A 13,618-nucleotide genomic window follows, 5' to 3' on the forward strand; every position below is an offset into this window, starting at 1 on the left:
AGGGTGCAAAGATACTTTATAAGTTACAATATTGCAACGGTTTAGGTTCTCAAAATTTTCATAAAAAAACAATATCGTTTGCGATGCTAAAACTATTGTAAATGAATGAATTATATTAGATTCTGTGCAGTGCTTAAAATATGTTTTTTGGATTTAAAATGCAATAATTATTTTTGAAAAAAGCAATGAATTTCTGTATCAGTAATTCTAAAAGACAATAATTCTATAACTCATACTTCTTATCAAAATAATTTTTCAAAACTCCAATCTGAATTAAAAACATAACAGGTACTATTAAAAGCCCATATAATATATTTTTAGAAAAGTGAATTCCTGAAAATAGAGTAGAAGCTTTATCTGAATATATTTTTACAATTTCAAAATTAGAAATGTTGTTGCTTGAAAGAGAATAAAAAGTCAAAGCAATTAAAGATATACCAATAAATATCCATGTTGTTTTAGAAATCAACGGTTTATAAGCTTTAATTTTACTTTTTTCAGCTACTAAAACCTGAGACATTATTTTTGAAGTAAAGTCAATTGATGGCGATTCCAAAGTGTTTTCAGCCATCATTTTATCAATAAGATTCTCTATATTTTTATCGCTCTCTTTCATAATATTCTACTATTTCTGGTTCTAATCGCTTTTTCAAAATTACAGCTAATTTTTGTCGGCTCCTAAATAATTTTACTTTTACATTATTAGCATTAATGCTCATAATTTTCCCAATTTCCTCTAAGCTCTGATCTTCAAAATAAAATAAAGTTAGCAAAAAATTCTCGTCGCTTGGTAACAAATTCAAACAATTCTGAATCGTTTGCTTTCGTTCTTTATCTTCTAAAGCGCTTAAAGCATTGTCCATCGTCTTGATTAAATGTGACGAAAATTCATCTATCGAAATGTTATTTTCTTCCTTTTTGTTTTTCTTCAAACGATCTAAACACGTGTTATAAGCAATCTTGTAAATCCATGTCGAAAATTTAGAATCACCTTTAAACTTATTTAAAGAATTATAAATTTTTATAAAAGTATCCTGAGCAACTTCTTCGGCTTCTTCTCTGTTTTTAACCATTTTTAAAGCCAAAGTAAAAATCATATCCTTATAACGGTCAACCAGCACGGCAAACGAATTTGTTTCGCCCTGCAAAATTTTATCGATATAATGTTGATCACTTATTGTACTCATATTATATAGGACGACAGTTTATTTATAAAGGTTACAACTTTTCTAAAATAAATTTCAAATTCCAATCTATATATAAGTATAGATTTTTGTATTGTCATCTCGACGGAGGAGAGATCGCACGCGAAACTCCGTAAAGTAAATCGCCAATCGTTGTCGAGCTTCTAGTGTGATCTCTCCTCCGTCGAGATGACAAAATGAGGGTTGTTTAAAATTTGATTTTCATAAAAAACTCAAAATTACTGATAATCAGTGTTTTTTCTTCCCAAGATTTCGGGATGAATTTAAAAATATTGAAATTTTTCACTTTTGTTGTAACCTCAATTCAAAAGGTGTCGTCATATGGAGTATCAATCAATTAAATAAAACAAAATTATGGGAGCACAAATTTTAATACCAATTAGCATGTTTTTGATGATCTTCGGGATTATCTATCTTTTTTTCTCAACTAGAAACAGAGAGCGTATGGCTCTTATAGAAAAAGGTGTTGATGCCAGTATCTTTTTCAAAGGAGTAGGAAAAAGAGGTTCAGCATGGAAAGTTTTCGTTGTAAATTTTGCATTCTTATTAATAGGTACAGGAGTCGGAATTTTTCTTGCCTTATTAATTACAACGTATACTTCTTTAGAAGATGATGCCGTTTATCCGTCGATTATCTTTATCATGGCCGGAGTCGGCTTATTAACCGGATTTAAAACGGCTAAAGATTTAGATAAAGAAGAATAAGATTTTTTTAAGTTAGTAGTTTGAATAACGTATCGGGAGTGGTGATTCCTGATACGTTATTTTTTTTATTCCATTTTTGAACCAATGGTTTCGTAATATTCATCAACAGAAAGTTTGGGCTGCATAGATGCCATAACGGCCAATTGATCGCAGCGTTCGTTTTGAGGATGATTATTGTGGCCTTTAATCCATTTAAAATCGACTTGGTGTTTGCGGTAAATGATTAAAAATCGTTTCCATAAATCGGGATTTTTCCTTCCGGCAAATTTCTTTTTTTCCCAGCCCAAAACCCATTTTTTTTCGACAGAATCAACTACATATTTAGAATCTGAAATAACTAAAACCTTCATATTTGGGTTTTTTAGTTTTTCTAAACCCACAATTACAGCCAAAAGCTCCATTCTGTTATTAGTAGTAAGACGAAATCCTTCATAAAATTCTTTTTTATGCGGTGTTCCCACCAATTCCATTACTACACCATAACCGCCATTACCCGGATTTCCTTTTGCCGCGCCATCAGTATATATATGTACTTCGTGATTCATTATTTTAGATTGTAGAATTTAGATTTTAGATTGTTCAAACTGTATCTAAAAATTGGAATTTAGGATTTTTATATTGGAATTTATTTCTCCAATATAGATTGAATTATTTCCGGAAAATACTTTTGTTCCAGTTCGTGAATCTTTTCGGCGACGGTTTCTGGAGTATCTTCGTCTGTGAGCGCTATATTTTTCTGGAAAATAATTCCGCCTTCATCATAATTTTCATTTACATAATGAATCGAAATTCCGGTTTCTTTTTCCTTATTATTGATTATGGCCCTGTGTATGTGCATTCCGTACATTCCTTTGCCTCCATAATTGGGTAAAAGTGCCGGATGAATGTTGATTATTTTATTAGGATATTTCTCGATTATGTTTTCCGGGAACTTCAATAAAAAACCAGCCAGAATTATTAGGTCCGGGTCGATTTCTTGTATTTTTTGTAATACGTTTCGCTCCAAAAGTTCGTTTTTTGAGAAGATTTCGACCGGAATTTGATGATTTTTTGCTCTTTCGATAACTTTTGCAGATGCATTATTTGTAAAAACAGAAACCACTTTTGCAATTTTGGTATTCGAAAAATATTTTATAATGTTTTCTGCATTAGTTCCTGATCCTGAGGCAAAAACAACAATTTTTTTCATAATCTAGTTTATTTTGAGAATGCAAAAAACGGAATAAAAATCGAAAATAAATAGTATTAAAAGGGCTTTCTTGAAATTAATTTTATAAATTAGTATCACATTTATAAACTAAATAGTTGTTTTAAAATAAAGTTTTTTATTTTTGCCAACAAATTAAATTCTAAAATTAAAGATTATGTCAGACATTGCATCAAGAGTAAAAGCGATTATCGTAGACAAATTAGGTGTTGACGAAAACGAAGTTGTAACAGAAGCAAGCTTCACTAATGATTTAGGAGCTGACTCATTAGACACTGTTGAGCTTATTATGGAATTCGAGAAAGAATTTGATATTCAAATTCCAGACGATCAAGCAGAAAACATTGCTACTGTTGGTCAAGCTATTTCTTATATCGAGGAAGCTAAAAAATAATAATACTGCACCCGATTTTTATATTCTATAAGTCGGGTGTTATTATTTTTTTAAAATTTTAAATTTCGATTGATTTTCAATCAAAAAGATATATTTATATTGTAATGCCCATGGCTCTTAAGTAAACAATACAGTTAAGAAAGCGTGGGTTTTATTTGTTTAAAGTACAAAACACATATTTATGACGTTAAAGCGAGTTGTTGTAACAGGATTAGGTGCTCTTACTCCTATCGGGAATAATATCCAGGATTATTGGGAGGCACTTGTGAATGGGGTTAGCGGAGCCGCTCCTATCACGTATTATGATACAGAGAAGCATAAAACGAAATTTGCTTGTGAGGTAAAAAACTTCAATATTGAAGATTACATGGATCGCAAGGAATCTCGAAGACTAGATAAATTCGCTCAATACGCTGTTGCTGCAAGTGACGAAGCTATTAAAGATGCCGGACTTACTGATGATAATATCGACAAAACAAGAGTTGGTGTTATTTGGGGAGCAGGAATTGGAGGTTTAGAGACTTTTCAGGAAGAAGTAATTTATTACGCTAAAGGAGACGGAACGCCAAAATTCAATCCGTTTTTTATTCCAAAAATGATTGCCGATATTGCACCAGCGCACATTTCGATGCGTAACGGTTATATGGGTCCAAATTATACGACAGTTTCTGCATGTGCATCTTCTGCAAATGCATTAATTGATGCTTTCAATTACATTCGTTTAGGAATGTGTGATGTTATTGTATCCGGTGGTTCAGAAGCTGCCATTACGATTGCAGGTATGGGAGGTTTTAACTCTATGCACGCTTTATCAACACGAAATGAGAGCCCTGAAACAGCTTCAAGACCTTTTGATGCAACCAGAGATGGTTTCGTTTTAGGAGAAGGCGCAGGAGCTTTGGTTCTTGAAGAATATGAGCATGCAAAAGCAAGAGGCGCAAAAATTTATTGTGAAATTGGCGGAGGCGGAATGTCATCTGATGCTTACCATTTAACGGCACCACATCCGGAAGGAATTGGCGTTATTGCTGTAATGAAAAATACATTAAGAGATGCCGGAATGAATCCTGAAGATGTTGATCACATCAACACACATGGAACTTCTACTCCGTTAGGAGATGTTGCCGAACTAAAAGCGATTAGCGCTGTTTTTGGTGAACATGCAAAAAACATCAATATCAACTCTACAAAATCAATGACAGGACACTTACTTGGTGCTGCCGGAGCTATTGAAGCAATTGCTTCTATCTTGGCAATGCAACACAGTATTGTTCCTCCTACGATTAATCACACTGTTGTAGATGAAAACATTGATCCGTCATTAAACCTTACTCTGAACAAACCTCAAAAAAGAGAGGTAAATGTTGCTATGAGTAATACTTTTGGTTTTGGTGGACACAATGCGTGTGTATTGTTTAAAAAATTAGTTGACTAGTTTAGTTTTGTCTATGAATATTATCAAAAAAATATTTTCAAAATCCCGTTCTCAAGAAGACGGGATTTTTTTTGACACTATTCAGAAAATACTTGGTTTTGAGCCTGTTTCCGTAGACTTTTATAAGAAAGCATTTACGCACCGATCATCAAATAAATTGGATGAACACGGAAATCCAATTAATTATGAAAGATTAGAATTTTTAGGCGATGCTATGTTAAGTGCCGTAATTGCTGCACATTTGTTTAACAAAGCACCAAATGGCGATGAAGGTTATTTAACCAAAATGCGTTCTAAAATTGTAAGTCGTGAACATTTAAATGAATTAGGAAAAGATTTAAACCTGGTTCGTTTTGTAGAAAGTAAAGTACCGGTACAGCATTTTGGAGAAAATATTCATGGTAATATTTTCGAATCACTTGTTGGCGCTATTTATTTGGATAGAGGATATTCGTTTTGCGAAAAATTTATTCAAAAAAGAGTAATCACGCCATATGTTGATATTGCAAGGCTTGAAGGAAAAGTAATTAGTTATAAAAGTTTGGTTATCGAATGGTGTCAAAAAGAAAAGAGAATCTTTCATTATGATATTTTTGAAGATAACGGTATTGACGGCCAACGCTTGTTTGGTGTAAAATTAAGTATAGACGATAAAGTAATTGCTAGAGCAAGAGCTACTTCAAAAAAGAAAGCAGAAGAAAAGGCATCGCAACGTGCATATTTTGCCTTTCAGGAAAAGATAGATAAGAAATAACGCCAGAATTGCCGTAACTTTATCAAAGCTATAACGTTTTCGTTTATAAATTAACAAAAACAACCACATCTTAACTATTGATGCTCCAATAGAAATAGTATATTTACACCTAGATTTTTCATGATATGGCAATTCATAGATTGGATTTAGACGAATTTGACGAAATTGATTATTATTTAATGGCAATTCATACTTCATTAGAAGATTATAGACTGGCCTATTTTATCAATAAAAAACTTCCTGTTAATTTAAGTAAGAGCAAAAACGAGATCCATGCTCAAACTAAGGAAGGACAGGCAAATTTTTCTAGGTTTTATTATTATGATTCTGAAAAAGCCGTTGCGTGGAATCTAATTCAGAATAAAAATGAAATCATTTCAGTGAGTACAAATGATTTCCAGAATTTGTTTTCTAATGAAACAAGTGAGGTTTCAACAACAATTCATTTACTTCCTGAATTTAAAAAGGTAGATTTTTTCCTGAAAATAGAGAATAGTGACGAGGCTATTGATTTTTCAGAAATTCAACAACAATTAAATACCATCGAGAGCATCGCCGCTATTTATGTCGTTGATACCAATAAAATAAAATCAAAAAACAATTTAATTTTTTAAAAAAAATGCTAACAAACAAAAAAACTAAAATTGTAGCTACACTTGGACCTGCATGTAGTACGAGAGAGATTATCAAAGATATGATCGAAGCAGGTGTTAATGTGTTTAGAATCAATTTTTCGCATGCAGATTACGAAGGAGTAAAAGACAAAATTAATATCATTAGAGGTCTAAACGACGAGTTTGGTTACACAACTGCAATCCTTGGAGATTTACAGGGACCAAAACTTAGAGTTGGAGTAATGGAAGAAGGAACAGTTGTACATGATGGTGATTTAATTACTTTTACAACTGCCGAAGATATTTTAGGAACAGCTCAAAAAGTGTTCATGAAATATCAAAATTTTCCAAATGATGTTAATCCTGGAGAGCGTATTTTGCTTGATGACGGAAAACTTATTTTTGAAATTATTTCTACAGATAAAAAGACAGAAGTTGTTGCTAAAGTAATTCAGGGTGGAGAATTAAAATCTAAAAAAGGAGTTAATTTACCAAACACTAAAATTTCTTTACCGGCTTTAACTGAAAAAGATATTGCAGATGCTATTTTTGCTATCGAACAAAAAGTAGACTGGATCGCACTTTCGTTTGTAAAAACACCTCGCGATTTGCAAGATTTGCAAGAATTAATTGCGAAGCATTCTGAATACAAAATTCCAATTGTTGCTAAAATTGAAATGCCGGAAGCTTTAGAAAATATTGATAAAATTATAGCTTATTGCGATGGTCTTATGGTAGCGCGTGGAGATTTAGGAGTTGAACTTCCTGCACACGAAGTACCATTGGTTCAAAAAGATTTGATTCGCAGAGCAAAAACTGCCAGAATTCCTGTTATCGTTGCCACACAAATGATGGAAACAATGATTACAAGTTTAACACCAACAAGAGCCGAAGTAAATGACGTTGCAAACTCTGTAATGGACGGTGCAGATGCTGTAATGTTGTCTGGAGAAACTGCTACAGGAAACTATCCGGTACAAGTTATTCAAAAAATGACTCAAATTTGTGAGGCAGTTGAGGATTCTCCGCTTATTCAGGTTCCACAAAATACACCGCAAATTAAAACAAAACGTTTTGTTACAAAAACAGTTTGTCATCAGGCAGCTTTATTGGCAAACGAAATCAAAGCAAAAGCAATTTGTACGTTAACAAATAGCGGATATACAGCTTTCCAAATTTCGGCCTGGAGACCATCTTCACACATTTTGGTGTTTACTTCAAACAAAAGAATCTTAACACAATTGAATTTATTATGGGGAGTAAAATCATACTTCTACGATAAAGACGAAAGTACAGATGATACTGTTACTGATGTTAACGAAATTGCAGTTCAAAAAGGTTATGCTGTAAAAGGTGATTATTTAATTAATCTTGCAGCAATGCCAATTAAAGATAAAGGAATGGTAAATACCATGAGAGTATCTGAAATAGAATAGTTTTCCATTAAGAAAAATTGTAATATAAAAAGCCATTCGATGCGTCGAATGGCTTTTTTGCGTTTTATAAATCTACTTTTTCAATTACTTCATTTCTCCTCTTTCTGATTATAGAATTTACAAGAATGGAAGTTATTTCTGTGTAAGTGTTTTTTCAACGCTTCTCTGTTTTTATACTTTTCTACTTTACAAATACTAAATGCATCAAAATAAAGCATTTATATCGTTTCATTTTATAAAATGAAACAACGTCATCCCCTATAAATACATTTTTTCGGTTTTATATTAATTAATTTTGGATCAGTTAAATAAAAGCTAAGAAAATTCTTGTTTTAGAATAACCCTCAAAAAACTAGAAAACTGAAAACAAGCAATTTAACTTTTTTCACAGTTTCCAAAAGCATAATATTTTTCTTAATATTTTAAAGTAATTAGTGAAATTATTAATAAATTTTATTACCATGAAACAAAGTAAACTTAAAATTGAATTTAGAAATTCGATAATGCTTTTTGCATTAGTATGTTTTTCAGTAATACAGGCACAGAATACAAAAAAACCTAATATTCTTATAATTTGGGGCGACGATATTGGTACTACAAATGTTAGCGCTTATAGTGATGGATTAATGGGCTATATGACCCCAAACATTGATCGTGTAGGTAATGAAGGAATACGTTTTTTACATTATTATGCAGAACAAAGCTGTACCGCAGGACGTGCTGCCTTAATTACAGGGCAACATGGTATTCGTACCGGATTGACTAAAGTTGGTTTTCCCGGAGCACCAATGGGAATGAGCCAATTAGACCCAACAATTGCCGGAGTACTTAAACAGTTAGGATATGCAACCGGGCAGTTTGGTAAAAACCATTTGGGAGATCGAAATGAAAGTTTGCCGACTGTAAATGGATTTGATGAATTTTTTGGAAATCTGTATCACTTAAACGCAGAAGAAGAACCGGAATTACCTGATTATCCAAAAGATCCCGCTTATGTAAAATTATATGGACCGCGAGGTGTATTAAAATGTACGGCTACAAATGTTGATGATCCTACAATAACAGATGCCCGTTTTGGAAAAGTTGGAAAACAAAAAATCGAAGATACCGGAGCTCTTACTAAAAAAAGAATGGAAACAGTAGATGATGAAACCGTTGCTGCTGCTATTGATTTTATTAAAAGACAAAATGCTGCGGGGAAACCTTTCTTTGTATGGTGGAATGGTACTCGTATGCACTTGAGAACACACGTAAGAGCAGAACATCGGGGCAAATACACACACGGAGACAGTGAATATATGGATGGAATGATCGAACATGATCTAACTGTTGGAGAACTTTTAAAGGTTTTAGATGATTTAGGAATTGCAGACAATACATTAGTTGTTTATTCTACAGATAATGGCCCTCATATGAATACATGGCCTGATGGTGGGTACACATCTTTCCGTTCAGAAAAAAACACCAACTGGGAAGGTGCATTTAGAGTTCCTTGTATGGTACGCTGGCCAGGCGTAATCAAACCAGGTCAGGTAACTACCGAAATGATGAGCCACAACGATTGGTTTCCTACTTTGGTGTCAATAGCCGGAGAACCGGATATCATAAATAAAATGTTGAAAGGCTATAAAGCAAACGGAAATACGTACAAAGTACATTTAGATGGCTATGACCAATCAGCATTTTTAGAAGGAAAAACACCAAAAAGTGCCAGAAATGAATTTTTCTATTCTGATGATGATGGATTGCTTGTAGGGATGCGTCAGGGAGATTATAAATACGTTTTTGCAGAACAGCGTATGGCAGGAACAATGGGATTGTGGGCAGAACCTTTTGTGAAACTGCGTTTGCAAAAAATATTCAATTTATATCAGGATCCTTATGAAAGAGCAGACTTTACTTCAAATACATATTGGGATTGGGTGATTAATCATATAGGTTCTGTGTATGGAATGAATGTCGAAGTAATGAAATTTGCCGCAACTTTTAAACAATTTCCTCCACGTTCTATACCGCCAAGCTTTTCACCTGTAACAATTATGGAAGAAACACTTAATGAAATTAAACTGCAAAAAACAATACAACAAGACGCAGCTTCAAAGAAAAAATAAAAATATTAGCATTACAATAGAGCTTGAGTTCCCCATAATTCGAGCTCTGTTGATTTAAAATCAATATCATGTATAGAAAAATATATCTATTGCCTCTCTTTTTGTTTTTACTGGTTTCATGTAAAAAAAATGAAGATGCAACAACCGTAAATCCTAAAGACAGTACAGCTGTAGTTGCAAATAGCGCAGATCCGCTGCCAAGCTGGAACGACGGAACCCTAAAAAATGATATCATTGCTTATGTTACTAAAGTCACAAAAAAAGGAAGCCCTGATTTTATTCCGGTAGAAAACAGAATTGCCACTTTTGATAATGACGGAACACTTTGGGCTGAAAAACCCTATGTTCAGGAATTATTTGCTTTTTACCGCGTTAAAAAAATGGTAGAAGCCAAACCTGAATTAGCAAAAAAACAACCTTTTAAAGCTGTTATAGAAAAAGACAAAACTTTTTTTGAAAAAGGTGGTGATAAAGCTCTTATTGAATTGGTTGCCGCAACACATACCGGAATGACCGAAGATGAATTTGAAGCTTCGGCAAAAGAGTTCTTTTCCGGTGCCAAATATCCGGGCAAAAATGTTCCTATAAAACAAATCAGATACCAGCCACAATTGGAATTATTAAATTATTTACGTGCAAACGGATTCAAAACTTTTATTGTAACCGGAGGAACTATTGAGTTAGTACGTGCAATTTCAAATGATTTTTATGGCATCCCAAAAGAACAAGTGATAGGAACTTCTTTCAAATACAAATTTGATGATGCTAAAAATATCGTGTTAAGAGAACCAGCTTTAAATCAATTTAATGATAAAGAAGGAAAACCGGTTGGCATACAATTACACATTGGTCAAAGACCTGTTTTTGCCTGCGGAAACGAAGGCGGTGCCGGAGATCTTGCCATGTTGAGATATTCTCAGGGAAGCAAATATCCCTCTTTTCAATTAATTGTAAATCACAATGATGCTAGCAGAGAATACAATTATCAGGAAAAAGATAATCTTTCATTAAATACTGCAGCAAAATACAAATATCATATAATCAGCATAAAAGATGATTGGAAAAAAGTATTTCCGGACAAATAGTTTGTATCAAACAAACCAGATTTCTGTGAATAAAATTTAGAATTGAAATTATATAATTTATTCAGAACACCACCTTATGAAAACAAACTTTCTATCAATTAAATCAGCCAATCATGCTAAGATTTTTGGCTTGCTTTTTTGCTTCCTTATAGCCGGTATCGGATATGGACAGAAAAGCCCAAACATTATTATTTTATTATCGGATGATACCGGATGGGGAGATTTGGGCCCTTATGGAGGTGGAGAAGGACGCGGTGCGGCAACTCCAAATTTTGATCGAATGGCAAAAGAAGGGATACAATTTTGGTCCTTTTACGGGCAGCCAAGCTGTACACCGGGAAGAGCAGCATTAATAACAGGAAGAATTCCAAATAGAAGCGGAATGACCACTGTAGCTTTCCCAGGAGATGGTGGTGGTTTGCCTAAAGAAGAGTGGACACTTGCATCCTTACTAAAACGTAAAAACTACAACACCTTTTTTGCCGGAAAATGGCATCTTGGAGAAGAAGATTATTCCATGCCAATTGCACAAGGTTTTGATGTGATGAGAAATGTAACCTTGTATCACTTAAATGCTTATACGTATGCGGATCCGGATTGGAATCAGGATATGCCGGCTGATATTAGGGCAACATGGGCAAAAGGAACAAAAGGAGCATTGGATGGCGAAGCAGGAAAACCATATAGAGAAGTTAGAAAAATTGATGGAAAAGTAATTCCGTTTATTGATCAGTATACAGAAGAGGAATCTTTAAAATGGCTGAGAGAAAATGGTAAAAAAGACAAACCATTTTTTATGGAAATAGCATTTGCAAAAAATCACCAGCCTAATTTACCGCATCCTGATTTTGTTGGTAAATCAGAAGGTCAAAATAAATACGCTGATTGTATCGTAGAATTAGACACCAGAATTGGTCGTATTATGGATGAGGTTCGTAAAATGGGAATTGCAGAAAACACCTTAATTATTTACACAGTAGATAATGGTACATGGCAAGATGTATATCCAGATTGCGGTTATACCCCTTTTAGAGGAACAAAAGGAACTGTTCGTGAAGGAGGAAGCCGAATTCCAACAATGGCTTGGTGGCCGGGGAAAATTAAACCCGGAACTCAAAATCATGATATTTTAGGAACACTTGACTTTATGGCAACATTTGCAGCTTTATCCGGTCAGGAATTACCAACAGTTGACAGAGATGGTAAACCAACAATTTTTGATAGTTACGATATGTCGCCGGTTTTATTTGGCACCGGAAAATCAAAAAGAACAATGTGGTTTTATTTTACAGAAGACGAATTAACTCCTGGAGCAATTCGAGTAGGGAAATTTAAAGCAGTATTTAATTTACGTGGAGACGGCGGTATGCCAACCGGTGGTTTGGCAGTAGATTCAAATTTAGGATGGAAAGGCGCTAAAAGTTATGTAGCCCTGGCTCCGCAAATATTTGATTTATGGGCAGATCCGCAAGAACGATATGATTTGTTCATGAACAACTTTACAGAGAAAACCTGGTTCCTGCCTACGATTCAAAATATTATAGGAGACTTTGTTAAAACATACGAGAAATATCCGCCACATAAAGTACAGAGTAACTTATATCCCGGCCCTACCACTATTCAGGATTTCCTGATGTTTAAACATGTACAAGAAGCTTTAAAAGCAAGTTCTACTGCGAAAAAAAGTAGTGGAGGCTGATAAATAACTTAGGGACAATAGAATAATTTGAATATAGCTAAGATCAAAATGAAACAACTTTTACAAGATAAAAGCGGCTTCATTTTGGTTTTAAGAATCATTAAAAGAAAGAATTATGAAACTTCCAAACTTTTCTATTTCCATTAAATCTTTAGCACTGTTGTTGTTTCTAAATTTGACAGCATTTGCTCAGGAAGAACCAAAAGCAGGATCAAGCGCTCAGGAACTCGCAGATAAATTAGCCAATCCGGTTGCAAGCCTTATAAGCGTGCCATTGCAAAACAATCTTAATTATGGTATTGGTCCATATAACGGATCAAAATATACGATAAATGTACAGCCCGTAATTCCGTTTAAGTTAAGCGACAATCTTAATTTAATTACCCGTTACATACTTCCTGTTGTAGATCAAAGAGATATTACCGGCGAAAACACACATCAATTTGGTTTGAGTGATGCAACCGTAACCGCTTTTTTTGCACCAAAAACAAAAGGAATAATCTTCGGGTTTGGACCTGCATTTTTGATTCCGACCGCTACAGATGATTTTCTGGGAACAGAAAAATTTGGAGTTGGACCAAGCGTATTGGTTATGCATCAGGGAAAAGGACTTTCTGTTGGTTTTATCGCCAATCAAATCTGGTCCGTTGCAGGAAATGAAGACCGCGCAGATGTTAATCAGTTTTATACCCAAATATTCCTTTCGCATAGTTATAAAAGCGGAGCAAGTTTAGGTTTAAGTTCAGAGATTACTCAAAATTGGCAAGGCAATACAACACTTATTACAATCAGTCCCAATATTGGAGCCGTTACAAAATTAGGAGATCAGGTCGTTCAGTTTGCCATTATGCCATTGATTCCAATTGTTGGTCCACATGAAATTAAACCCGATTGGGGATTAAGAGCCGTTTTGGCTTTTGTGTTTCCGGGTTCTTAAAATTGCTTCAGAATTTCTTTCATCTTAAAAAACAAA

At 34.0% G+C, this 13,618-nt stretch carries 14 protein-coding genes; 10 read left to right on the plus strand and 4 right to left on the minus strand.

The window, feature by feature from the left end; translation table 11 throughout:
- Nucleotides 1-223: 223 nt before the first annotated feature.
- Both OLM54_RS17125 and OLM54_RS17130 read right to left on the minus strand, forming a co-directional pair.
- Entirely contained in the window at nt 224-616 is a 393-nt protein-coding gene (locus OLM54_RS17125) for a hypothetical protein (protein ID WP_264535782.1), read from the minus strand.
- The gene (locus OLM54_RS17130) at nt 600-1,187 is read right to left on the minus strand and encodes an RNA polymerase sigma factor (protein WP_264535783.1); all 588 of its coding nucleotides are present in this window, start codon (nt 1,185-1,187) and stop codon (nt 600-602) included. The genes OLM54_RS17125 and OLM54_RS17130 overlap by 17 nt, the downstream gene beginning before the upstream one ends.
- A 372-nt stretch (nt 1,188-1,559) precedes the next feature.
- On the opposite strand from OLM54_RS17130, the gene OLM54_RS17135 reads away from it, so the two are divergent.
- Entirely contained in the window at nt 1,560-1,910 is a 351-nt protein-coding gene (locus OLM54_RS17135) for a DUF6249 domain-containing protein (protein ID WP_264535784.1), read from the plus strand.
- 65 nt (nt 1,911-1,975) lie between these two features.
- On the opposite strand, the gene rnhA is transcribed toward OLM54_RS17135, so the two are convergent.
- Both rnhA and purN read right to left on the minus strand, forming a co-directional pair.
- The gene (gene rnhA / locus OLM54_RS17140) at nt 1,976-2,455 is read right to left on the minus strand and encodes a ribonuclease HI (RefSeq protein WP_264535785.1); all 480 of its coding nucleotides are present in this window, start codon (nt 2,453-2,455) and stop codon (nt 1,976-1,978) included.
- Between the two features lie 80 nt (nt 2,456-2,535).
- A complete protein-coding gene (gene purN, locus OLM54_RS17145) occupies nt 2,536-3,099 on the minus strand; it encodes a phosphoribosylglycinamide formyltransferase (protein WP_264535786.1) in 564 nt (187 codons plus the stop codon).
- Between the two features lie 175 nt (nt 3,100-3,274).
- On the opposite strand from purN, the gene OLM54_RS17150 reads away from it, so the two are divergent.
- From OLM54_RS17150 to OLM54_RS17190, 9 genes are all read left to right on the plus strand, one after another.
- A complete protein-coding gene (locus tag OLM54_RS17150; protein WP_007137004.1) occupies nt 3,275-3,511 on the plus strand; it encodes an acyl carrier protein in 237 nt (78 codons plus the stop codon).
- Between the two features lie 181 nt (nt 3,512-3,692).
- Complete coding sequence (fabF, locus tag OLM54_RS17155) at nt 3,693-4,946, plus strand: beta-ketoacyl-ACP synthase II (RefSeq protein ID WP_264535787.1); 1,254 nt, start codon at nt 3,693-3,695, stop codon at nt 4,944-4,946.
- A gap of 13 nt (nt 4,947-4,959) precedes the next feature.
- The gene (gene rnc / locus OLM54_RS17160; protein WP_264535788.1) at nt 4,960-5,700 is read left to right on the plus strand and encodes a ribonuclease III; all 741 of its coding nucleotides are present in this window, start codon (nt 4,960-4,962) and stop codon (nt 5,698-5,700) included.
- A 125-nt stretch (nt 5,701-5,825) separates the two neighbouring features.
- Nucleotides 5,826-6,314 carry an IPExxxVDY family protein gene (locus tag OLM54_RS17165; protein WP_264535789.1) on the plus strand — a complete coding sequence of 163 codons (489 nt, stop codon included), beginning with the start codon at nt 5,826-5,828 and terminating at the stop codon, nt 6,312-6,314.
- 5 nt (nt 6,315-6,319) lie between these two features.
- Nucleotides 6,320-7,750: a pyruvate kinase gene (gene pyk / locus OLM54_RS17170; RefSeq protein ID WP_264535790.1), complete on the plus strand. Its 1,431-nt coding sequence runs from the start codon at nt 6,320-6,322 to the stop codon at nt 7,748-7,750.
- Nucleotides 7,751-8,211: 461 nt separating this feature from the next.
- Complete coding sequence (locus OLM54_RS17175) at nt 8,212-9,861, plus strand: arylsulfatase (protein WP_264535791.1); 1,650 nt, start codon at nt 8,212-8,214, stop codon at nt 9,859-9,861.
- Nucleotides 9,862-9,929: 68 nt separating this feature from the next.
- Nucleotides 9,930-10,946 (plus strand): HAD family hydrolase, encoded by a 1,017-nt coding sequence (locus OLM54_RS17180; RefSeq protein ID WP_264535792.1) that lies wholly within the window; start codon nt 9,930-9,932, stop codon nt 10,944-10,946.
- A 76-nt stretch (nt 10,947-11,022) separates the two neighbouring features.
- On the plus strand, nt 11,023-12,645 hold the full coding sequence (locus tag OLM54_RS17185; RefSeq protein ID WP_264535793.1) for an arylsulfatase: 1,623 nt from the start codon (nt 11,023-11,025) through the stop codon (nt 12,643-12,645).
- 115 nt (nt 12,646-12,760) lie between these two features.
- Entirely contained in the window at nt 12,761-13,582 is an 822-nt protein-coding gene (locus OLM54_RS17190) for a hypothetical protein (protein WP_264535794.1), read from the plus strand.
- Nucleotides 13,583-13,618 lie beyond the last annotated feature (36 nt).

This window comes from Flavobacterium sp. N1736, assembly GCF_025947065.1.
In the GTDB taxonomy this organism is placed as follows: Bacteria; Bacteroidota; Bacteroidia; order Flavobacteriales; family Flavobacteriaceae; genus Flavobacterium.